This window comes from Pseudomonas sp. KBS0707 (assembly GCF_005937945.2).
Classification (GTDB): Bacteria; Pseudomonadota; Gammaproteobacteria; order Pseudomonadales; family Pseudomonadaceae; genus Aquipseudomonas; species Aquipseudomonas amygdali.
In genome coordinates this window covers 1,838,818-1,860,213 of sequence record NZ_CP041754.1, presented here as the reverse complement: position 1 = coordinate 1,860,213, position 21,396 = coordinate 1,838,818, and the positions used below count along the sequence as shown (strand labels likewise).

Below are 21,396 nucleotides of genomic sequence, written 5' to 3'. Positions count from 1 at the left end.
GACATCTCAGGTCCAGGAATCCCGCAACGTGACCGTGCGGTTGAAGACTGGTTGACCAGGTTTCGAGTCCTTGATGTCCGCGCAGAAATAACCTTCGCGTTCGAACTGGAAACGGTCTTCCGGTTGCGCGTGTCCCAATGATGGTTCAGCACGACAACCGGTCAGCACTTGCAGGGAATCAGGGTTGATATTGTCCAGAAAGCTCGCGCCGTCTTCGGCTTTTTCCGGGTTGGCGGAGCGGAACAGGCGGTCATACAGACGCACTTCGCATTCAACGCTCTCGGCCGCTGGCACCCAGTGCACAACGCCCTTGACCTTGCGGCCTTCAGGGTTCTTGCCCAGGGTCTCCGGATCGTAGGAGCAACGCAGTTCGACGATGTTGCCCTCTGCGTCCTTGATCGCTTCGTCGGCGCGAATCACATAGCTGCCACGCAAACGTACTTCACCATTGGGTTCAAGACGTTTGTAGCCTTTTGGCGGCTCTTCCATGTAATCGTCGCGATCGATGTAGATCTCCCGCGAAAACGGCAGCTCGCGCATGCCCAGGTCTTCTTTCGGATGGCGCGGCAGTTCCAGCTTCTCGACCTGACCTTCCGGGTAGTTGGTGATGACCACTTTCAGGGGGCGCAGCACACACATGGCGCGCGGCGCGCTGTGGTCCAGGTCGTCGCGAATGCTGAATTCGAGCATACCGAAATCGACCACCCCATCAGAGCGGTTGGTGCCGATCATTTCGCAGAAATTGCGAATCGATTTCGGCGTGTAGCCACGACGACGAAAACCGGACAGCGTCGACATGCGCGGGTCATCCCAGCCACTGACGTGTTTCTCGTCAACCAGTTGCTTGAGCTTGCGCTTGCTGGTGATGGTGTAGTTCAGGTTCAGCCGCGAGAACTCATACTGACGCGGTTTGCACGGCACCGGCAGGTTGTCGAGGAACCAGTCGTACAGCGGACGATGGCTTTCGAACTCCAGGGTGCAGATCGAGTGGGTGATGCCTTCAAGGGCATCCGACTGACCGTGGGTGAAGTCATAGATCGGGTAGATGCACCACTTGTCGCCGGTCTGATGGTGATGCGCATGACGAATGCGGTAGATGATCGGGTCACGCAGGTTCATGTTCGGCGAGGCCATGTCGATTTTGGCACGCAGTACACGAGCGCCATCTTCGAATTCACCAGCCTTCATACGCGCGAACAGGTCGAGGTTGTCCTCGACGCTGCGCTCACGGAACGGACTGTTCTTGCCCGGCTCGGTCAGGGTGCCGCGGTATTCGCGCGCCTGCTCGGGGGTCAGATCGTCAACGTAAGCCTTGCCTGCCTTGATCAGCTCGACCGCCCAGTCGTGCAACTGGTCGAAATACTGCGAGGCGTAGCGCACTTCGCCCGCCCACTCGAAGCCCAGCCACTTGACGTCGCTCATGATGGCGTCGATGTATTCCTGGTCTTCCTTGGCCGGGTTGGTGTCATCGAAACGCAGGTGCGTATCGCCACCGAACTCCTTGGCCAGACCGAAGTTCACGCAGATCGACTTGGCGTGACCGATGTGCAGATAACCGTTGGGCTCTGGCGGAAAGCGCGTGATGATTTTACTGTGCTTGCCCGAGTCCAGGTCTGCCTGCACGATTGGACGCAGGAAATTGGTCGGTACGGCTGGGCCTGCCTTGGAATGGGCAGCGGGTTCTGGAGTGGGCTTGCTCATAGGATCCTTGGACATACGTGCGCGGCCAGGGTAGGCCGACTAAATCAAAGCGCTTATCATAGCCGAAGCTGTCAAGTCCCTGACAACAGAGTGCACATTTGAGGGCATAAAAGCTGCAAAAGCGCTGAAAAATGTAACCTCGTCCGTAAACTGCGCGTCAGGGTCATAATGTGCCCATTCATGCATGACTATAGAGCGACTTTCCACATGTCCAAAGTAAAGCTGACCACCAACCACGGCGACATCGTTCTGCAACTGAACGCAGAAAAGGCGCCACTGACCGTAGCCAACTTCATCGAATACGTTAACGCTGGCCACTACGAAAACACGGTTTTCCACCGTGTAATCGGTAACTTCATGGTTCAGGGCGGCGGTTTCGAGCCTGGCATGAAAGAAAAGAAAGACAAGCGCCCAAGCATCCAGAACGAAGCCGACAACGGTCTGCCGAACAAGAAGTACAGCGTCGCCATGGCCCGCACCATGGAGCCGCATTCGGCCTCTGCGCAGTTCTTCATCAACGTGGCTGACAACGCCTTCCTGAACCACAGCGCCAAGACCGTTCAGGGCTGGGGTTACGCTGTATTCGGTGAAGTGATCGAAGGCACTGATGTCGTCGACAAGATCAAGGGCGTTGCGACTACCAGCAAAGCCGGTCATCAGGACGTGCCTGCAGAAGACGTGATCATCGAGAAAGCCGAGATCGTTGAGTGATACTGCTGATCTCAGATCTGCACCTTGAACAGGATCGCCCGGACATTACCCGGGCGTTTCTGGATCTGCTCGCGGGCCGCGCCCGCGAAGCCGAAGCGCTGTATATCCTCGGGGATTTCTTTGAAGTCTGGATCGGTGACGACGCCATGTCACCGTTTCAGCTTTCAATCTGCAAGGCCCTGCGCGCATTGAGTGACAGCGGCACACGAATTTTTCTGATGCACGGCAACCGCGACTTCATGATCGGCAAGGGTTTCTGCAAGGCAGCGGGTTGCACCCTGTTGAGCGATCCGAGCGTCGTGCAGTTGAACGGTGAGCGCGTGCTATTGATGCATGGCGATAGCCTGTGCACCCGCGATGAAGGTTACATCCGGATGCGCCGTTATCTGCGCCATCCGCTGACGCTTTTCATTCTGCGCCATTTGCCGCTGGGCACCCGTCACAAGCTGGCGCGCAAGTTGCGCAATGAAAGCCGTGCGCAAACCCGTATGAAGGCCAATGATATTGTCGATGTGACGCCAGACGAGGTGCCGCGGATCATGCAGCAGTTCGGCGTGCGCACCTTAGTCCACGGCCACACTCATCGCCCCGCGATTCATAAGTTGCAGATCGGCGATCAGGCAGCCAGACGCATTGTGCTGGGCGACTGGGATCGTCAGGGCTGGGTGTTGCAGGTGGATGAGCAGGGTTTCAGTCTGAACTCATTCGACTTTGTGCCCGAGACGACTGCGCTGTTGAATTGATGGCGCGGGAACGCGGCTGAGAGCACAGCGGTTCTGCGATGTCAGGTGGATTGGGGTTCGACTCAGGTCACCTTTTTCGCCCCTCGGCGAGTTACTTTGAGGGGCCATAGTAACCAAAGCCCCTCGCTCCTGTTTCCGGCCCGACTTCGTCATTCCTTCACCCTGTCACTAAGATCGCACTCTGCGTCGCCAGTGCCATCGCGGTTGAAACGCACTGCGTTGGCAGCTGCTATTTATATGACATGCCGATCGTGACGCTCAGGCAATCGACCCCATCACCGGCTCTTCGCCTGCAACGGGCACATCATGCAGCGAGATTTTCGAGGTCTCCGGTAAGGCCAGGCCGCCAGCCATCGCCAATACAGCTACGGCAATGAGGTAGAACGCTGGCGACAGGTTGCTGCCCGTGACACCGATCAGCCAGGTCGCCACCAGCGGCGTGGTGCCGCCGAACAGGGTGTAGGCCATGTTTTAGGTGATTGCCGAGGCGGTATAGCGGGTGCGGGTCGGGAAGGTTTCCGACAACAGCGCTGCCGTCACTACACCGCACAGCACTGCGCCCACAGCAAGCAGCATGACCCCGATGATCGAGGCAATGAACGAGCCGGAGCTGGCCATGAGGAATGACGGAAACACCACGACCATCAACAGAGTACAGGCCGTTGCCATGGTGACCCGACGGCCTACCCGATCCGAATAGGCACCGGCCAGCGGACAGAGAGCAGCGGCGAAGGCCAGTGCGATCAACGAAACCAGCAGCGCCGTCGCCCTGCTCAACCCGCCGGCCACTTGCAGGTAGGTCGCAAAGTAAGTGGTGAACATATAGAACGACAGCGCCGTCAACGACACGAACGCTCCCAGACAACACATGGCCGCTGCATGATGGCGCAAGGTGTCCTTGAGTGGCGAGTGAGCCACGGCGTGCTCTTGCGTGACAGCCTGAAAGGCCGGGGTTTCGTCGAGCTTCCAGCGCAAGTACAAGCCGACCAGCCCCAAGGGCGCTGCAATCAGAAACGGCAGGCGCCAGCCCCAACTGCCCATGGCTTCGGTCGACAGTGACGACTCCAGCGCGTAAGCCACCACTGCTGCGGCAGAGAAGGCGGAAAACGTCGACACCGGCACGAAGCTGCCGTACCAGGCCCGCTGCGTGCGTGGCGCGTGCTCCATGAGGTAGGCGCAGGCCCCGGCATACTCGCCACCGGCCGAGAAACCCTGCGCACAACGAATAACGGTCAGCAGAATCGGCGCCATCACGCCAATCGCCGCATACGTCGGCAACAGACCGATCAGTGTGGTCGCGCCTGCCATCAACAGGATGGTCATCGCCAGGGTCTTCTTGCGCCCGATGCGGTCACCCAGCATGCCAAAGAAAATCCCGCCCAATGGCCGGAATGCGAAGGCCACGGCAAACACGGCGAAGGTTTTCAACAACGCGGCGCTGCTGTCACCGCTGGGGAAAAACTGCAGCGCGATGGTGGTTGCCAGAAAGCCGTACACGGCGAAATCGAACCATTCGACGAAGTTGCCGATGGCCGCCGCGACGATGACCTTTTTCAGCGTGGCAGGATCGACTTGCTCTACGGCGGTAGTTGTCATGGCTGACCTCAGCGTATTGATCTGGAATGGACCAATTATCGAGACAGCGACCCGGATGCCTCACTCCAGAAGTGTCATCCACGTAGTCATGGCCGACGTCTCGCCACCGATCTGCGCAGATTTCATGCCAAAGGCTCTGCCACAAGGCTTACAGGCCCATCGCGCGCCGCCCCTGCAGGCCACCGGTATGGACGAAGACCAGACGGCTGCCTGACTTGAACCGACCGGCCAGCACCTCATCGTGCAGGGCCAGCAAAGCCTTGCCGGTGTACAAGGGCTCCAGAGGTACGCCGGTATGCGCCTCGCTGCTGGCGATGAAGTCGAGCAGCGCGGCATCGGTCCTGGCGAAACCGCCCCGGCTGGCCTCCAGCAGGACACAGGCAGCGGGCAGGTTCGGCGAGGCGTTCACCTGCGACCCTGCGGCTTCTTTCAACACAGCCACGATGTTTTGAGCAACGCCATGATCGTCCGGCACCGCCATCGCGCCATATACCGGATGGGCGCCGGCCTCGGCCAACAGCAAACCGGCAAGCGTTGTGCCGGTGCCGACTGCCAGCCACCAGCCGTGATAATCGTCCCAGCCAAGGTGCCCGAGCTGGCTATCGACCATCTCCCGCAACCTTGCGCAGCCCAGCGCACCGGCAAGCCCGCCACCGCCTTCGGCAATCGGATACAGCTCAGGATATTGCGCCTGCCAGGGCAGCCAGAAATCCGCAGCATGTCGTGCTCGATAACCCGCATAACCCAACCAATGCAATTGCATGCCAAAAGCTTGCAGGTCCAGTACCGTCGGCGTCTGCTGGGCGTGACCACGCAACAGGCCCACCGTCGGGAAACCGAAGCGCCTGCCCGCTGCTGCCAGAGCATGGAGATGATTGGAGTATGCGCCGCCCAGGCTGATCAATCCCTCTGCACCCGCCTCTACAGCCTGGGTCAGGTGTTCGCTGAGCTTGAACCATTTGTTGCCGCTGATGAGCGAGTCAATAAGGTCAAGACGCAGGATCGCCACCTCGACCCCGGCATCTTGCAGCCAGGGCAGGTTCAAGCGTTGCAGCGCAGCAGTGGGCTGCCAGTCAAGGGCGTCAACGATCATCCGCGCAGTTTACAGACAAGCTCAATCAGAGCGCAGCGGCCAGACGCGAACCCTGATCGATAGCGCGCTTGGCATCCAGCTCGGCGGCAACGTCTGCACCGCCGATCAGATGGACGCTTTGCCCGGCGCTGACCAGATCGTCATACAGCTCGCGCAGCGGGTCCTGCCCGGCGCAAATCACAATGTTATCTACCGCCAGCAGCTTTTCCTCGCCGTCTTCACCAATGCGAATATGCAACCCGGCATCGTCGATTTTCAGGTACTGGACACTGTTTAGCATCTGCACTTGCTTGTTTTTCAACCCGGTGCGGTGAATCCAGCCGGTGGTCTTGCCCAGGCCGTCGCCCACCTTGGAACTCTTGCGTTGCAGCAGGTACACCTGGCGTGCCGGGGCGTGCACATCAGGTTTGATCCCGGCCACGCCGCCGCGCGCTTCAAGCGTGGTATCGATGCCCCACTCTTTCCAGAACGCCTCACGATCCAGGCTGGTGGCCACGCCCTGATGCACGAGAAATTCCGACACATCGAAACCGATACCGCCTGCGCCGATCACTGCCACGCTGCGCCCGACCGGCTTGCGCTGCAAAATGACATCCAGATAGCTGAGCACTTTTTGGTTATCGATACCTGGGATGGCAGGAGTGCGCGGTGCGATGCCCGTTGCCAAAATCACCTCGTCAAAGCCGGCCCCCAGCAAGTCTTCTGCTTTTATGCGAGTGCCGAGGCGCAACTGCACGCCGGTTTCTTCCACTTTGTTGCGGAAGTAACGCAGCGTCTCGGAGAACTCTTCCTTGCCCGGCACGCGCTTGGCGATATTGAACTGGCCGCCGATTTCGCTGGCCGAATCGAACAACGTCACCTCATGTCCGCGCTGTGCAGCAACGGTTGCAGCAGCCAGGCCGGCAGGACCGGCACCCACCACGGCAATTTTCTTCACCTGCCGGGTGGGCAGGTAGTTGAGCTCGGTCTCGTGACAGGCGCGCGGGTTGACCAGGCAACTGGTGAGCTTGCCGCCGAAGGTGTGGTCAAGGCAGGCCTGATTACAACCGATGCAGATGTTGATCCGTTCGGCGTGCCCCGCCGCAGCCTTGTTGACGAAGTCCGGGTCGGCCAGAAAAGGACGAGCCATCGAGACCATGTCGGCGTCGCCTTCGCTGAGGATGCGCTCGGCAACTTCCGGGGTATTGATGCGGTTGGTAGTGATCAGCGGCACCTTCACCGAACCACGCAGTTTGGCAGTGACCTTGCTGAACGCTGCACGCGGCACCTTGGTGGCGATGGTCGGAATACGTGCCTCGTGCCAACCGATCCCGGTGTTGATCAGCGTCGCACCCGCCTGCTCGACCGCCTTGGCCAGCTGGACGATCTCTTCCCAGGTGCTACCACCCTCCACAAGATCCAGCATCGACAGTCGAAAGATAATGATGAAATCCGCACCGACCGCCTCACGCACCCGCGTAACGATCTCGACCGCCAGGCGCATGCGGTTTTCATAGCTGCCGCCCCAGCGATCGGTGCGGTGGTTGGTATGTGCGGCGAGGAATTGATTGATGAAATAGCCTTCCGAACCCATGATTTCGACACCGTCATACCCGGCACTGCGGGCCAGCGTGGAACAGGTCACGAAATCAGCGATCTGCTTTTCGATGCCCTCTTCGTCCAGCTCACGCGGCGTGAACGGGTTGATCGGTGCCTGGATAGCACTCGGCGCAACCTGCTTGCGGCTATAGGCGTAGCGACCGGCATGCAGGATCTGCAGGCAGATCTTGCCGCCAGCCTCGTGGACCGCACGGGTAACGATGCGATGCTGCTCCGCCTCTTCGGCATTGGTGAGTTTTGCCGCACCGTCGTAGACACCACCCTCTTCGTTGGGCGCGATCCCGCCGGTCACCATCAACCCGACCCCGCCGCGTGCCCGCTCGGCAAAATAAGCCGCCATGCGCTCGAAACCACCCGGCCGCTCTTCAAGACCAGTGTGCATCGAGCCCATCAAGGTCCGGTTGCGCAAGGTTGTGAAGCCCAGGTCCAGCGGGGCCAGCAGGTGCGGGTAATGAGCAGCAGTCATGGCGAAGCTCCATCGAGTCAATCACGGGAAAACAAGGACCTCTGCGGGTCCTCTCATGGGCAACAGTAAAGACGCATCCAGCCCCACACTCAATGACCGAAAGTGACAAGTTATTGATCCAAACGCGCAGCGGCACTTGGCAAGCGCCTGACGTCGTCCTACCCTAGTCGACAATTCCCTGATGGCAGCCAGCCGGCCTTTTTATGCGCAAACTCTTCGCCATCTGTCTGATCCTGCTGAGCATAGCCAGCCTTGTCAGCTACGCAGTCTGGACCGGACAACGTCCGGCGGGCCACTACCTGTCCGATCTGCGCATTCGCCTGGCAATCAATGAAGGCGAGCCCAGTGAACGCGGAAACCTGCTGGGCATCGAGCCGGAGCTGTTCCCAACGGACTATCAGAACACTGACCGACTGCACCGCAAGCTGGCCGCCTATCTGCAACAGGCCCGCGATTACGGGCTGATCAACCACAGAACGGTGGTAGTACTCCCCGAGCATATCGGCACCTGGCTGTTCGCCAGTGGCGAGAAGGATGAGCTCTATCAAGCAGCAACAGTCGATGAAGCGATGGACTGGCTGTCCTGGAGCAATCCGCTGCAATTCATCACGGCGATGCTCAGTGCCGAAGGCCGGGACCGTGTGGATGACGCCCATCTGCGCCTCAAGGCACGATCGATGGCACGCGACTATCAGGCACTGTTCGGCGGTCTGGCCAAAGAGTTCGGCATAACACTGGTGGCAGGCTCGATTGTGCTGCCGGAACCAAGCGTTGAAAACGGTCAGTTGAAAGTCGGTAAAGGCGCACTGTACAACATCAGCCTGACATTCGGCAGCGATGGCCAGCCGCTCGGCCAGCCTCAGCGTCAGCTGTATCCGGACCGTTTTCAGAAACGCTACGTGCACACGGCGAGCGACGCATCATTGAATGTGCTCGACACGCCCGCAGGGCGTCTGGCCGTGCTGATCGGTAGCGACAGTTGGTACGCGGACAATTACGCACGCTTGAATCAGAGCGGTGCGCAGCTGATTGCGGTGCCTGCTTTTGTGATCGGCAAGGCCACTTGGTCCGAACCGTGGCGCAAGCCTCGGCACTCAAGCATCGATATGGCAGCCGACAATCCAAGCGAGGGCGAAGCCTGGCATCGCCTGACCCTGATCGGCCGTCCAGCGCAAAGCAGTGCACAGGCAGGGGTCAGCGTGTTCATGCGCGGGCAATTCTGGAATCAGGGCGTTGCCGGGCAAAGTTTTGCCAGCCACGCAGGTCAGACAATTGCCGAACCGTCGTCTGACAATGGCCCCGCTGGCGGTGCCCGCCTGATCAACCTCTGGCTTTGACGATGCCGACCTTGACCCTGCGCCTTGGTGACCTGTCGGTGGGCTACATCCAGAGTCTGGCCGGTGCGGTCACTCGTTTAGGCAAGAATCCTGATCCGCTGCTCGAGCAGTACGGTCTGGACCCCGCCCGCCTGAGTCAGGCGCGTGCGCGACTGTCTATCCCACGCTACATGCGCCTGGGGCATGCTGCCATACAGCTTACCGGCCAGCCCGGGCTCGGCTTGCACATGGGCCAGCTCAGTCGTTTCGCGCATGCAGGTCTGGCGGGCGTGACCGCCGCCCAGGCTCCCACAGTGCGCGAGGCCGCCCGCACGCTGATCCGTTTCGAGCCATTGTATGCCTCCAACTATCGCGGTCAGTCGAGCTTTCACGAGGATGCGCAAGGCGCCTGGATGCGCTTCTATTCAATCAGCCCCTATAACGCTTACAACCGCTTTGTTGTGGACTCGATTTTGGCTGGCTGGCTGGCTCAGCTCTCAACACTGGCGGGCACCAGACTACGTGCACAACGTGTCGAGATCGAATTCGATGCGCCTGACTACGCCGCGCAATATGCCAGCCTGAGCGACAGCCCGGTGATATTTGCCGCAGCCACCAATCAACTGCGCCTGGATCAGAGCTGTCTTGCATTACGCAACCCTGACCACTGCCCGAGTACCTGGCGGCATCTGCTGCAATTATGCGAAGGCGAACTGGAGCAACAGACCCGTACCCGCAGCTTGCGTGAACGCATCATTCAACTGCTTGGTCCGCTATTGAACGGCGGCAGGGAACCGGATCTGGAAGAGGTGGCGGCAAGGCTCAAGCTGCCGACCTGGACACTGCGACGCAAGCTGGCCGAGGAAGGCACATGCTTTCGCGCCGTGCTCAATGACACGCGGCGTGATCTGGCGATGACTTATATTCGCGACACTGAACTGGCGTTCGGGGAGATCGCCTACCTGCTGGGGTTCGCTTCTGCCGAAGCCTTTCAACGCGCCTTCAAACGCTGGAACGGACAGACTCCGGGAGAGTTCCGCCGCAGCCAGCGCCAAAGCGCATGAAGCTGTTCATAGCTCGGTAGCGTCGTCGGCAGGCTCTACCGGGTCCAGCTCCGATGCACGGTATTCAAGCAGTTCTTCCTGGTATTCGTCCATTTCTTCGCCCTCTTGGCTGATTGAGTATGGGTGATAATTAAAGCTGAAATAACTGACCGCAAGATCAACATTAAAGTGCCAATGTGAAATAAAAATGTTGCTCCCTATCAAACAGACGAAAAAGATCGTCGCCGATTCAGCACGTCTCTCGATACGCGGCCAGCCAGGCACTATTGACTTGCAGGCCCGTGTCGACCTAACCTCAGGGCCATGAACCTCATCAAGCAAAACCTCGGCCAGATTATTATTACCGTCATTCCAGTCATGGCGGGTTAGCAGACGTTTGCAAAAACCCGCCCTGGAGGCGGGTTTCTTCTGTCTCCTGGGCAACATTATTGAACCAGGAGTCAGACATGATCGTTATCCCTCGCTCTATCGCCCTTCGCGCCTTCCTGAACCTGATTATCGCTCTGCCACCTGTTGTCGCACTGCGCATGTATGAGGGATCGACGCGATGAGCCAAGGCCAGCACGATCTGCTCAATCATTACGCCCGCAAGATCCTCACCTCCCGTGTTTATGACGTGGCTATCGAAACCCCGCTGCACGGCGCTCGCCAGCTGTCAGAGCGGCTGGGCAATCAGGTGCTGCTAAAACGAGAAGACCTGCAGCCAGTGTTCTCCTTCAAGATTCGCGGCGCGTACAACAAGCTGGCGCAATTGACCGCAGAAGAGGCCGCACGCGGCGTGGTCACGGCCTCGGCGGGTAACCACGCGCAAGGTCTGGCACTGGCGGCACGCGAACTGGGCATTCTGGCGACTATCGTCATGCCGCGCACCACCCCGGAAATCAAGGTCGAAGGCGTGCGCTCACGGGGCGCCACGGTGGTGCTGCACGGCGACTCCTTTCCCGAAGCGCTGGCCTATTCGCTGAAACTGGTCGACGAACAGGGTTTCGTCTACATCCACCCGTATGACGACCCCGATACGATTGCCGGGCAAGGCACCGTGGCGATGGAGATTCTTCGTCAGCAACCGGGCCAACTGGATGCGATCTTTGTTCCGGTCGGGGGCGGCGGTCTGATCGCCGGTATCGCAGCGTATGTGAAATACCTGCGCCCGGAGATCAAGGTGATCGGCGTCGAGCCGGACGACTCCAACTGCCTGCAAGCGGCGATGGCCGCGGGGGAGCGCGTGGTGCTGAGCCAGGTCGGGCTATTTGCCGATGGTGTGGCGGTGGCGCAAATCGGCCATCACACCTTTGAAGTGTGCCGTCATTATGTCGATGAGGTGATCACCGTCAGCACCGATGAAATCTGCGCGGCGATCAAGGACATCTACGACGACACCCGCTCGATCACCGAGCCTGCGGGCGCGCTGGGTGTTGCCGGGATCAAGAAATACGTCGAGCAGCGCGGCATCAGCGGTCAGACACTGGTGGCCATCGACTCCGGGGCCAACGTCAACTTCGACCGCTTGCGCCATGTGGCAGAGCGCGCCGAGCTGGGCGAAGGCCGCGAGGCGATCATCGCCGTGACCATTCCCGAGCAGCCGGGCAGCTTCAAGGCGTTCTGCGAGGCCATCGGCAAGCGGCAGATCACCGAATTCAACTACCGCTACCACACCGATCGCGAGGCGCACATCTTCGTCGGCGTGCAGACTCACCCGGAGAACGACCCGCGCAGCGCGCTGATCACCAGCCTGACCGGGCAGGGTTTTCCGGTGCTGGACCTGACCGACAACGAACTGGCCAAACTGCATATTCGCCACATGGTTGGCGGGCATGCCGAGCGGGTCAATGATGAAGTGGTGCTGCGCTTCGAGTTCCCGGAGCGACCGGGCGCGCTGTTCAACTTCCTCAACCGTCTGGGCGGCCGCTGGACCATCTCGATGTTCCACTACCGCAACCACGGCGCTGCTGACGGCCGGGTGGTTGCCGGGCTGGTGGTGTCGGAGGAAGAGCGGCATCTGGTCGGTACTGCTCTGGATGAGATTGGTTACCCGTATTGGGACGAGAGCGAGAACCCGGCGTACCGGTTGTTTCTGGGCTGAGGACGTGGATACCTTTCGTTCCTCATGCGGACCGGCATACCCACGCGGAGCATGGGCACGATAGAGGTTCTCTGGACACCTTGATTATCGTCCCCACGCTCTGCGTGGGGATGCAGTTCTGGACGCTCTGCTTCCGCCGTGCATGATCACGACAGCCGTTATTGAGCGGGCTCAGCCTCGGTTGGCTTGGTACTGTCTATTGGCTCGGCTGCCGGTGTGTCGACCGTTTCCGCCTTGAACGATGCAGGCTCGGCTGGCGCTGGCAGTGGTTCGCTTGCCGCGGGCGGCGTGGCTGATTCGGCAGCGGGTTCGGCCTTGGCGGGCGACTCCGTTGCTGCTGGAGCCAGTTTGGCGGGTTCGGCCGCCTTGGCCGGCTCGGCTGCGGCAGGGGCTACATCAGGAACACCCAGATCTGCTTTGGGCTTCTCGACAATATGCGCAGCCTTTTTCACTTCCGGTGGCAGGAAGTTTTCCACCAGACCGAAAAAGCGCTCGTAGAACTTCGCCGATGACACGGTTTCACTGGCCACCTTGACCATCGAGTCGTCAGTGGAGCCTATCGGCATCGAGACAGAGCCCAGCACTCCAACCCCGAGGCTGGCCGAGTTGTTGGTCTTCTTCAGCGCATAGCGATCCTGCAGAGCGTTTGCGAACATGGTCGAACTGCCATCCTTCGCATCAGCGGCGCACACCAGATTAAAGCTGATTTCAATATGCGCATCGCCGGTCTGTTGAAAGCTCTTGCGACCGGCAATCATCTTCGGGTCGCTGCTGGTGATGATATAGCCCTGGCTCAACAAGGCACGCCGCCCCGCTTCGCAATAAGCCAGGTCGGTTGCAGGATAACTGCGGGAGAAGGTCCCGGCGTCATCGAAATGTTCGTGGTCATAAACCGCCTGCTTCGGCGATGAACAACCAGCTGCCATCAACACGGCAGAGATCCAGAATGCGGTACGAACGTTCAGTAGCTTAAACATCGAAAATCCTGAGGAAGGAAAAGACTGCCAGCAAGACTGCGAACTGGGAAATGGCGGTAAGTCTGCAACAAGGCCGACGCTGGATCAACGTACAGACCAAAAGGATTTGGATACAACACGTGTTCAGGCCAACCACCCTACTCGCCTACGGACAAAACGCAGACAACAAAAAAGCGACCCTAGGGTCGCTTTCGTGTTTGCTTCAAGGAGTTCAAGGGCCTTGAAGCGGTGTATGGCGCAGCGGACGGGACTCGAACCCGCGACCCCCGGCGTGACAGGCCGGTATTCTAACCGACTGAACTACCGCTGCGTATCGCTGTAAACCTGTTTGAAACAAACCTTCGGTAGTTTGCTTCCTGTACTGGTGACTGAAAGACCCTTGGGCTTTTCAATCGCAGACCCGGCGAACCCGATCTTTACAAATATGGCGCAGCGGACGGGACTCGAACCCGCGACCCCCGGCGTGACAGGCCGGTATTCTAACCGACTGAACTACCGCTGCGCATTGTGGACTTGCGTCCTTTTGATACCTTGAAAGCCCTGGTACTTCAGCTTTCAAACTCAACGATGGTGGGTGATGACGGGATCGAACCGCCGACCCGCTGCTTGTAAGGCAGCTGCTCTCCCAGCTGAGCTAATCACCCTTTGCTTCGTTGAGGCCGCGAAATTTACGCACCTAACGAACCTAAGTCAATAGCCTGATTGAAGTTTTTTAAAAAACAGGCTCAATCGCAAAACCGCTACCACACATCAAAAGCACAACAAAGAGTCAATGTTGGCAGACTGCACGAAACTATTCGGCGTAGACCATCTTGCGCGTCATGCCGCCGTCGAACACAAATTCCTGCCCGGTCACAAAACCGGCGTTTCTGGACAACAACCACGCAACCATCGCGGCCACATCTTCTACCGTCCCTACCCTGCCGGCAGGATGCTGGGCGTGATCGGTCTCGGACAACGGCTCGGCCTTGCGCAACGAGGGGTCGCGCGCATCAATCCAGCCGGGACTGACGGCGTTTACACGTATCTCCGGCCCCAGACTGATTGCCAGCGCGTGCGTCAGCGCCATCAGGCCGCCCTTGCTGGCCGCATAAGCTTCGGTATCGGCCTCGGACTGGCGGGAGCGAGTAGAGGTAAGGTTGACGATGCTGCCACAGTGCGCACGCAGGTAAGGCGCGCAATGCTTGGCCAGCAGCATCGGACCGCCGAGGTTGACTGCCAGTACACGGTTCCAGTGCGACAGCTCAAGGCTTTCCAGCGTAGTGTTGTGCGGATCGGCAATCGCGGCGTTGCACACCAGCGCATCGAGACGGCCAAACTGCCTGAGCACCTCGGCCACACCTGCCGCAACCTGCTCTTCACTGGCAACGTCCATGGCAATGAACAGGGCATTTTCACCCAGTGCACCCGCCACCTTGAAGCCCCTTGCACGATCCAGATCGGTCAGCACGACTTGCCAGCCTTCGGCAATCAGCCACGCTGCAATGCCGAGCCCGATCCCACGAGCGGCACCGGTCACCAGGGCGACACGACCATTGTGGACGCTGGAAAATTTCAACGCCCACGCCTCACCCGGCTTGCCACTGGCCGGTTTGCTGGCCTCGCTACTCACAATGCCGCCAGACCACGAGCCAGGTCGGCTTGCAGGTCCGTCACATCTTCCAGGCCCACTGCAACCCGTATCAGGCTGTCCCGAATGCCCGCTGCCTCACGCTCCTGAGGTGCCAAACGACCGTGAGAGGTGGTGCTCGGGTGAGTGATCGTGGTTTTGCTGTCGCCCAGGTTGGCGGTGATCGAAATCAGTCGCGTGGCATCGATGAAGCGCCATGCGCCGTCCTTGCCACCCTTGACCTCGAAGCTCACCACCGCACCGAAACCCTTTTGCTGACGCTGGGCCAACTCGTGCTGCGGGTGGCTCTTCAGCCCCGCGTAATGGACTTTTTCGATGCCATCCTGCTGCTCGAGCCACTGTGCCAGTGCCTGGGCATTGGCACAGTGAGCGCGCATGCGCAGGTTCAGGGTTTCGAGACCCTTGAGGAAGATCCACGCGTTGAACGGGCTGAGCGTTGGCCCGGCCGTTCGCAGGAAGCCGACCACTTCCTTCATCTGCTCGCTGCGCCCGGCAACCACGCCGCCCATGCAGCGACCCTGGCCGTCGATGAACTTGGTAGCCGAATGCACGACGATATCAGCACCCAGCAACAGCGGCTGCTGCAAGGCCGGCGTGCAGAAACAGTTGTCGACGATCAGCATCGTACCTTTGGCGTGAGCGATTTCAGCCAGTGCAGCGATGTCCACCAACTCGGCCAATGGGTTGGACGGCGACTCGACAAACAGCATTTTGGTGTTGGGCTTGATCGCCGCGTCCCAGCCGCTCAGCTCTGCAAGCGGAACGTAATCCACCTCAATGCCAAAGCGTTTGAAGTACTTGTCGAACAGGCTGATGGTCGAGCCAAAGACGCTGCGCGACACCAGCACATGGTCACCGGCACTGCACAGGCTCATCACGACCGCCAAGGTCGCCGCCATGCCAGTGGCCGTAGCAACGGCCTGTTCGGCGCCTTCCAGCGCGGCGATGCGCTCTTCAAAAGAGCGCACGGTCGGGTTGGTATAACGCGAGTAGACGTTGCCGGGCACCTCGCCAGCAAAACGCGCGGCCGCATCGGCAGCCGTGCGAAAGACATAGCTGGAGGTGAAGAACATGGGATCGCCATGCTCACCTTCCGGGGTGCGGTGTTGCCCGGCACGTACGGCAAGGGTATCGAAACCCACACCTTCAAGGTCGCTATCCAGCCGACCTGCATCCCATTCCTGAGTCATGCCGCCCACTCCTTGTCCAATTTAGTTGTTGTACAGATCGATGATCGCGCTCACGGCCTGAGTCTTGATCTTGGAGGCGTCGTTACGCGCGCTCTCGATCCTGTTCAGATAATGCTCGTCGATGTCACCGGTCACGTACTTGCCGTCGAAAACCGAGCAATCGAAGTTGTCGATCTTGATTTTCTTGCTGCCGCTGACCGCTTCGATCAGGTCATTCAGATCCTGATAAACCAGCCAGTCGGCACCGATAAGGTCGGCAACGTCCTGAGTGGAACGGTTGTGGGCGATCAGCTCGTGAGCACTCGGCATGTCGATGCCGTAGACGTTGGGGTAGCGCACGGCCGGGGCCGCCGAACAGAAGTAGACATTCTTGGCACCGGCTTCACGGGCCATCTGGATGATCTGTTTGCAGGTCGTGCCGCGCACGATGGAGTCATCCACCAGCATCACGTTCTTGCCGCGGAACTCCAGCTCGATTGCGTTGAGCTTCTGACGCACGGATTTCTTGCGTGCTGCCTGGCCCGGCATGATGAAGGTCCGGCCGATGTAGCGGTTCTTGACGAAACCTTCGCGGAACTTGACGCCCAGATGATTGGCCAGCTCCAGCGCAGCGGTACGGCTGGTGTCCGGAATCGGGATGACCACATCGATATCGTGATCCGGACGCTCGCGCAGGATCTTGTCGGCCAGCTTCTCGCCCATGCGCAAACGCGCCTTGTAGACCGAAATGCCGTCGATGATAGAGTCAGGACGTGCCAGATAAACGTGTTCGAAGATGCACGGTGCATATTTGGGGTTGGCCGCACACTGACGGGTATGCAGCTTGCCGTCTTCAGTGATGTAGACCGCTTCGCCCGGTGCCAGGTCGCGAATCAGGGTAAAGCCGAGCACGTCCAGCGACACGCTTTCCGATGCGATCATGTATTCGACGCCTTCGTCGGTATGACGCTGGCCAAACACGATAGGACGAATGGCGTCCGGGTCACGGAAACCGACAATGCCGTAGCCGGTGATCATTGCCACGACCGCATAGCCGCCACGGCAGCGATTATGCACGTCGGTCACTGCGGCGAAGATATCCTCTTCGGTCGGCTGCAACTTGCCACGCACGGCCAGCTCATGGGCGAAAACGTTGAGCAGCACTTCCGAATCGGAATTGGTGTTCACATGGCGCAGGTCGGATTCGTAAATCTCCTTGGCCAGTTGTTCGACGTTGGTGAGGTTGCCGTTGTGCGCCAACGTGATGCCATAAGGCGAGTTGACGTAGAACGGCTGGGCCTCTGCAGACGTCGAGCTGCCCGCCGTTGGATAGCGCACATGACCGATGCCCATATGCCCGACCAAGCGCTGCATATGGCGTTGATGAAACACATCACGCACCAATCCGTTGTCCTTGCGCAGGAATAACCGGCCATCGTGGCTGGTTACGATACCGGCAGCGTCCTGGCCGCGGTGCTGGAGGACGGTAAGCGCGTCATACAGCGCCTGATTGACGTTCGACTTGCCGACGATACCGACGATGCCACACATGCGACACAACCCCTACTTAGTGGAACTGGATTTACCGAGCACATCCTGCGGCATTGTAGACGGCAGGATCTGTTCCTTGAACGGCAGATCAGCGGGTACGCTGATGCCGCTGGCGAGCCACTTGCTGGACATCCCTAGAATCAGGTTTTTCGACCAGTCAGCGACCATGAGAAATTGCGGCACCAGCCTGGACTGCTGCCACCATTGATCCTGTTGCACCGGCCCCAGGCTCAACAGCCCTACCGCTACAACGACAAGCAGGCCTCCGCGCGCTGCGCCGAAGACCATGCCGAGAAAACGATCGGTCCCGGAAAGCCCGGTGACGCGAATCAGCTCGCCTATCAGAAAGTTGACCATGGCGCCTACCAGCAAGGTGGCGACAAAAAGAATGGTGCAGCTCGCAATCACGCGGGCCGAAGGTGTTTCTATGTAATTGACCAGATACTGCGACAGCCCCGCGCCAAACATCCAGGCCACAACGCCTGCAATGATCCACGTCGTCAACGACAGTGCTTCTTTTACGAAGCCGCGCTTCAGACTGATCAGGGCGGAGATGGCGACAATTCCCAGAATTGCCCAGTCAACCGGAGTAAATGGCACGTTGCAGCCTGCAGACGGATAAGGCGGCGCATTTTAGCAGAGCGCCCGCCTGCCGGTAAGCAGCGATTACCGGCGCGAGGCATTTTCCTTTAACGCAAGGGCACGAGGTGCCGAACGGTCAGCCCCGCTCAGGCTGAAAGCGCACCACAATACCTTTGAGCTTTTGCTGTTTGTCGAGCTGATCGCGCAGACGATCAGCTTCGGCACGCTCGATAAGCGGGCCGACAAATACCCGATTAACGCCATCGGCAGTGCGAATGTAAGCGTTGTAGCCTTGAGTTCGCAGGGTCTTTTGCAGGTTGTCGGCGTTGGCACGGTTGGACATGCTTGCCAGTTGAACCGACCAGCTGATCGACAGCCCGTTGGCATCGACGCCAGCAGGTGCTGCTGGCTTGGCGGGTGCCGCAGGGGCTGCCGGGGCCGGAGCAGGCGCAGGTGCCGGCTTGGCAGCAGGCTTCGGGGCCGGGGCGCTGGCAACCGGGGGTGCAGCCGGAGTACTTGGGGCAGGTGCGATCGGCATGGAAGGCGGCTGGCGGCTGCTCATGTCATCGTCGTTGGGCACAGGCTCCTTAGGCAGGGCCTGAGGCTCTGGAACAGGCACCGGGTCGACCCGGATCTGTGAAGCCGCAGGTGCCTGGGGTGCGGACGGTGCATCGACCTGCACCTGACGCGTTTCATCTTCCCGCGTGAAGAGCATGGGCAAGAAGATGACCGCCACAGCGATCAGCACCAGTGCTCCAACCATTCGCTGCTTGAATACGTTATCCAGCAAAGCCATTTGCAGCGTCCTCATCGGTGTACCGGGCCACCCATTCCAGGGCCTCGGCAACACAGTAAAATGATCCGAACAGCAGAATCTCGTCATCGGGCGTGGCGTGCGCGCACTGAGCTTCCAGCGCCAACGCAACACTCTGATAGGACGTCACGCAGGCGCCAAGGTTCTGCAAGGCCGAATGCAACTCTTCTGCCGGTCGGCTGCGCGAGGTAGGAAGCGGCGCAACGGCCCACTCATCGATGACCGACACCAGATGCGCGACCACACCCTCGAGGTCCTTGTCGTTCAACAGGCCAAATACGGCGCGACGCTTGCCGACAAACGTCTGGCGCGCAAGGCATTGCTCCAGAAATTGCGCCGCATGGGGGTTGTGACCCACATCGAGAAGCAGATTGAGCCGCTTGCCTTGCCAGCTGACAGTTCTGCGATCAAGACGACCGGCGAGCCGGGTCTGCGCCAGAACCTGCCCTACTGCATCCGTTTGCAGCGGGTACCCAAGCAAGGCAAACGCCTGAAGTGCCAACGCTGCGTTCTGCATAGGCAGGTCCAGCAGTGGCAGACCGCGCAGTTCGACCTGTTCGCCGTGAGCAACACCACGCCAGTCCCAACTTTCCTTGCCTATCGAGAGGTCGAAATCACGACCACGCATCAGCAGCGGGCAACCCAACTCACGAGCCTTGGCCAGCAGCGGCTCGGGTGGTTCCGGATCGCCGCACAACGCTGGGCAACCGGCACGAAAGATTCCGGCCTTTTCGAAGGCGACCGACTCACGGGTGTTACCCAGATACTCGGCGTGATCAACACCGATACTGGTGACCAGCGCGAAATCCGCATCAACAAGATTTACCGCATCCAGGCGACCACCCAGACCGACCTCCAGAACGACCGCATCCAGCCGGGCCTGTTCGAACAGCCAGAATGCCGCCAGCGTGCCCATTTCGAAATAAGTCAGGGTTACATCACCACGCGCCGCTTCAACCGCCGCGAACGCATCGCATAACTCCAGGTCGGTTGCCTCGACACCCTGCACTTTCACCCGCTCGTTATAGCGAATCAAATGTGGGGAGCTGTAGACACCGACTTTCAAGCCCTGAGCCTGCAACAAGGCAGCGACAAAGGCACAGGTTGACCCCTTGCCGTTGGTGCCCGTCACCGTAATCACCCTGGGAGCCAGACGCGTCAGCCCCAACTGCTGCGCTACCTGCCGAGAACGATCCAGCCCCATGTCGATGGCGGATGGATGCAGTTGCTCCAGGTAAGCGAGCCAGTCGCTCAGGGATGTAGAGGTCATATCGTGGCCGGTGCCGGTGGAACGACGATAGGCTCGATGACCGGCGCTACAAAACGAGGCGTCGGCAGGTTCATCATCTGCGCCAGCAGGTTACCCAGACGCGGACGAAGCTCGCTACGCGAGATGATCATGTCGATAGCACCGTGATCCAGCAGGAACTCGCTACGCTGGAAGCCCTCTGGCAGCTTCTCGCGAACGGTTTGCTCGATCACGCGAGGACCGGCGAAACCGATCAGCGCCTTGGGCTCGGCAACGATAACATCGCCCAGCATGGCCAGACTGGCGGAAACGCCGCCGTAGACCGGGTCCGTCAACACCGAGATAAAGGGCAGTCCTTCTTCGCGAAGACGTGCCAGAACGGCCGAGGTCTTGGCCATCTGCATCAGCGAGATCAGTGCTTCCTGCATGCGCGCACCGCCGGAAGCGGCGAAGCAGATCATCGGGCAACGATTTTCCAGGGCGTAGTTGGCGGCGCGCACGAAACGCTCGCCGACGATGGCGCCCATAGAACCGCCCATGAACGAGAACTCGAATGCTGACGCCACCACCGGCATGCCCAGCAGGGTGCCGCTCATGGAAATCAGCGCATCCATTTCACCGGTCTGCTTCTGCGCAGCGGTCAGGCGGTCCTTGTATTTCTTGCCGTCACGGAATTTCAGACGGTCGACCGGCTCAAGATCTGCACCCAGCTCTTCGCGGCCTTCAACATCCAGAAAAATGTTCAGGCGTGCGCGCGCACCGATACGCATGTGGTGGTTGCACTTGGGGCAGACGTCCAGGGTCTTTTCCAGCTCCGGGCGATACAGAACCGCCTCGCAGGACGGGCATTTGTGCCAGAGGCCTTCGGGAACCGAGCTCTTTTTGACCTCGGAACGCATGATCGATGGGATCAGTTTGTCTACCAACCAGTTGCTCATGCTTTATATCTCCAGTACCGGTGTGGCTCGAACGGCTGGCGATCACGCGCCAGTCGCATGCCCTCGGATAAATTCGTGTATGGACGATGATGAAGGATAGCGATCGACCCAAGC

17 protein-coding genes, 3 tRNA genes and 1 pseudogene are annotated in these 21,396 nt (G+C 59.6%); 5 read left to right on the top strand and 16 right to left on the bottom strand.

Annotation, left to right across the window (positions count from 1 at the left end; translation table 11 throughout):
* Nucleotides 1-6: 6 nt before the first annotated feature.
* The gene (locus FFH21_RS08855; RefSeq protein ID WP_041924489.1) at nucleotides 7-1,701 is read right to left on the bottom strand and encodes a glutamine--tRNA ligase/YqeY domain fusion protein; all 1,695 of its coding nucleotides are present in this window, start codon (nucleotides 1,699-1,701) and stop codon (nucleotides 7-9) included.
* A 207-nt stretch (nucleotides 1,702-1,908) separates the two neighbouring features.
* Here FFH21_RS08855 and FFH21_RS08850 point away from each other — a divergent pair, with 207 nt between their 5' ends.
* Nucleotides 1,909-2,412 (top strand): peptidylprolyl isomerase, encoded by a 504-nt coding sequence (locus tag FFH21_RS08850; RefSeq protein WP_004661308.1) that lies wholly within the window; start codon nucleotides 1,909-1,911, stop codon nucleotides 2,410-2,412.
* The gene (gene lpxH, locus FFH21_RS08845) at nucleotides 2,409-3,155 is read left to right on the top strand and encodes a UDP-2,3-diacylglucosamine diphosphatase (RefSeq protein WP_004664344.1); all 747 of its coding nucleotides are present in this window, start codon (nucleotides 2,409-2,411) and stop codon (nucleotides 3,153-3,155) included. Before FFH21_RS08850 ends, lpxH begins: the two co-directional genes overlap by 4 nt.
* A 258-nt stretch (nucleotides 3,156-3,413) precedes the next feature.
* On the opposite strand, the pseudogene FFH21_RS08840 reads toward lpxH, so the two are convergent.
* The 3 genes and pseudogenes from FFH21_RS08840 to FFH21_RS08830 all read right to left on the bottom strand — a co-directional run bounded on the left by FFH21_RS08840 (nucleotide 3,414) and on the right by FFH21_RS08830 (nucleotide 7,909).
* Nucleotides 3,414-4,751 (bottom strand): annotated as a pseudogene (locus tag FFH21_RS08840) (MFS transporter).
* A 148-nt stretch (nucleotides 4,752-4,899) separates the two neighbouring features.
* Entirely contained in the window at nucleotides 4,900-5,844 is a 945-nt protein-coding gene (locus FFH21_RS08835; RefSeq protein ID WP_011168149.1) for a 1-aminocyclopropane-1-carboxylate deaminase/D-cysteine desulfhydrase, read from the bottom strand.
* 25 nt (nucleotides 5,845-5,869) lie between these two features.
* The gene (locus tag FFH21_RS08830; protein WP_004664342.1) at nucleotides 5,870-7,909 is read right to left on the bottom strand and encodes an NADPH-dependent 2,4-dienoyl-CoA reductase; all 2,040 of its coding nucleotides are present in this window, start codon (nucleotides 7,907-7,909) and stop codon (nucleotides 5,870-5,872) included.
* Between the two features lie 203 nt (nucleotides 7,910-8,112).
* Between FFH21_RS08830 and FFH21_RS08825 the strand changes: the two genes are divergently transcribed.
* A complete protein-coding gene (locus tag FFH21_RS08825; protein WP_004661297.1) occupies nucleotides 8,113-9,246 on the top strand; it encodes a nitrilase-related carbon-nitrogen hydrolase in 1,134 nt (377 codons plus the stop codon).
* A gap of 2 nt (nucleotides 9,247-9,248) precedes the next feature.
* Complete coding sequence (locus FFH21_RS08820; RefSeq protein ID WP_004664340.1) at nucleotides 9,249-10,289, top strand: AraC family transcriptional regulator; 1,041 nt, start codon at nucleotides 9,249-9,251, stop codon at nucleotides 10,287-10,289.
* A 6-nt stretch (nucleotides 10,290-10,295) separates the two neighbouring features.
* Here FFH21_RS08820 and FFH21_RS30520 read toward each other — a convergent pair whose 3' ends face one another.
* Entirely contained in the window at nucleotides 10,296-10,715 is a 420-nt protein-coding gene (locus FFH21_RS30520) for a hypothetical protein (RefSeq protein ID WP_230383580.1), read from the bottom strand.
* 121 nt (nucleotides 10,716-10,836) lie between these two features.
* Between FFH21_RS30520 and ilvA the strand changes: the two genes are divergently transcribed.
* Nucleotides 10,837-12,372: a threonine ammonia-lyase, biosynthetic gene (gene ilvA / locus FFH21_RS08805; RefSeq protein ID WP_011168148.1), complete on the top strand. Its 1,536-nt coding sequence runs from the start codon at nucleotides 10,837-10,839 to the stop codon at nucleotides 12,370-12,372.
* A gap of 158 nt (nucleotides 12,373-12,530) precedes the next feature.
* Here ilvA and FFH21_RS08800 read toward each other — a convergent pair whose 3' ends face one another.
* The 11 genes from FFH21_RS08800 to accD form a co-directional block, all read right to left on the bottom strand.
* A complete protein-coding gene (locus FFH21_RS08800; protein WP_004664337.1) occupies nucleotides 12,531-13,349 on the bottom strand; it encodes a DUF2242 domain-containing protein in 819 nt (272 codons plus the stop codon).
* 233 nt (nucleotides 13,350-13,582) lie between these two features.
* A tRNA-Asp gene (locus FFH21_RS08795) sits at nucleotides 13,583-13,659 on the bottom strand.
* 115 nt (nucleotides 13,660-13,774) lie between these two features.
* Nucleotides 13,775-13,851 (bottom strand) — tRNA-Asp (locus FFH21_RS08790).
* Nucleotides 13,852-13,917: 66 nt separating this feature from the next.
* A tRNA-Val gene (locus FFH21_RS08785) sits at nucleotides 13,918-13,993 on the bottom strand.
* 149 nt (nucleotides 13,994-14,142) lie between these two features.
* Nucleotides 14,143-14,961: an SDR family oxidoreductase gene (locus FFH21_RS08780; protein ID WP_041924488.1), complete on the bottom strand. Its 819-nt coding sequence runs from the start codon at nucleotides 14,959-14,961 to the stop codon at nucleotides 14,143-14,145.
* Nucleotides 14,958-16,169 carry an O-succinylhomoserine sulfhydrylase gene (locus FFH21_RS08775; protein ID WP_004664336.1) on the bottom strand — a complete coding sequence of 404 codons (1,212 nt, stop codon included), beginning with the start codon at nucleotides 16,167-16,169 and terminating at the stop codon, nucleotides 14,958-14,960. The genes FFH21_RS08780 and FFH21_RS08775 overlap by 4 nt, the downstream gene beginning before the upstream one ends.
* Before the next feature lie 21 nt (nucleotides 16,170-16,190).
* The gene (purF, locus tag FFH21_RS08770; protein WP_004657889.1) at nucleotides 16,191-17,699 is read right to left on the bottom strand and encodes an amidophosphoribosyltransferase; all 1,509 of its coding nucleotides are present in this window, start codon (nucleotides 17,697-17,699) and stop codon (nucleotides 16,191-16,193) included.
* A gap of 12 nt (nucleotides 17,700-17,711) precedes the next feature.
* Nucleotides 17,712-18,299, bottom strand: coding sequence for a CvpA family protein (locus tag FFH21_RS08765; RefSeq protein WP_002552712.1), 588 nt, complete (start codon nucleotides 18,297-18,299; stop codon nucleotides 17,712-17,714).
* 118 nt (nucleotides 18,300-18,417) lie between these two features.
* Nucleotides 18,418-19,077, bottom strand: coding sequence for an SPOR domain-containing protein (locus FFH21_RS08760; RefSeq protein ID WP_011168146.1), 660 nt, complete (start codon nucleotides 19,075-19,077; stop codon nucleotides 18,418-18,420).
* Nucleotides 19,061-20,365, bottom strand: a complete 1,305-nt coding sequence (gene folC, locus FFH21_RS08755; RefSeq protein ID WP_011168145.1) for a bifunctional tetrahydrofolate synthase/dihydrofolate synthase — start codon at nucleotides 20,363-20,365, stop codon at nucleotides 19,061-19,063. Before folC ends, FFH21_RS08760 begins: the two co-directional genes overlap by 17 nt.
* Complete coding sequence (accD, locus tag FFH21_RS08750) at nucleotides 20,362-21,282, bottom strand: acetyl-CoA carboxylase, carboxyltransferase subunit beta (protein WP_002552709.1); 921 nt, start codon at nucleotides 21,280-21,282, stop codon at nucleotides 20,362-20,364. The genes folC and accD overlap by 4 nt, the downstream gene beginning before the upstream one ends.
* Between the last annotated feature and the right edge of the window lie 114 nt (nucleotides 21,283-21,396).

Bases quoted from the DNA above. Each gene is read 5' to 3' on its own strand.
- FFH21_RS08855 (WP_041924489.1), bottom strand. From the start codon at position 1,701: ATGAGCAAGCCCACTCCAGAACCCGCTGCCCATTCCAAGGCAGGCCCA.
- FFH21_RS08850 (WP_004661308.1), top strand. From the start codon at position 1,909: ATGTCCAAAGTAAAGCTGACCACCAACCACGGCGACATCGTTCTGCAA.
- FFH21_RS08835 (WP_011168149.1), bottom strand. From the start codon at position 5,844: ATGATCGTTGACGCCCTTGACTGGCAGCCCACTGCTGCGCTGCAACGC.
- FFH21_RS08830 (WP_004664342.1), bottom strand. From the start codon at position 7,909: ATGACTGCTGCTCATTACCCGCACCTGCTGGCCCCGCTGGACCTGGGC.
- FFH21_RS08825 (WP_004661297.1), top strand. From the start codon at position 8,113: ATGCGCAAACTCTTCGCCATCTGTCTGATCCTGCTGAGCATAGCCAGC.
- FFH21_RS08820 (WP_004664340.1), top strand. From the start codon at position 9,249: ATGCCGACCTTGACCCTGCGCCTTGGTGACCTGTCGGTGGGCTACATC.
- FFH21_RS30520 (WP_230383580.1), bottom strand. From the start codon at position 10,715: ATGTTGCCCAGGAGACAGAAGAAACCCGCCTCCAGGGCGGGTTTTTGC.
- ilvA (WP_011168148.1), top strand. From the start codon at position 10,837: ATGAGCCAAGGCCAGCACGATCTGCTCAATCATTACGCCCGCAAGATC.
- FFH21_RS08800 (WP_004664337.1), bottom strand. From the start codon at position 13,349: ATGTTTAAGCTACTGAACGTTCGTACCGCATTCTGGATCTCTGCCGTG.
- FFH21_RS08775 (WP_004664336.1), bottom strand. From the start codon at position 16,169: ATGACTCAGGAATGGGATGCAGGTCGGCTGGATAGCGACCTTGAAGGT.
- purF (WP_004657889.1), bottom strand. From the start codon at position 17,699: ATGTGTGGCATCGTCGGTATCGTCGGCAAGTCGAACGTCAATCAGGCG.
- FFH21_RS08760 (WP_011168146.1), bottom strand. From the start codon at position 19,077: ATGGCTTTGCTGGATAACGTATTCAAGCAGCGAATGGTTGGAGCACTG.
- folC (WP_011168145.1), bottom strand. From the start codon at position 20,365: ATGACCTCTACATCCCTGAGCGACTGGCTCGCTTACCTGGAGCAACTG.
- accD (WP_002552709.1), bottom strand. From the start codon at position 21,282: ATGAGCAACTGGTTGGTAGACAAACTGATCCCATCGATCATGCGTTCC.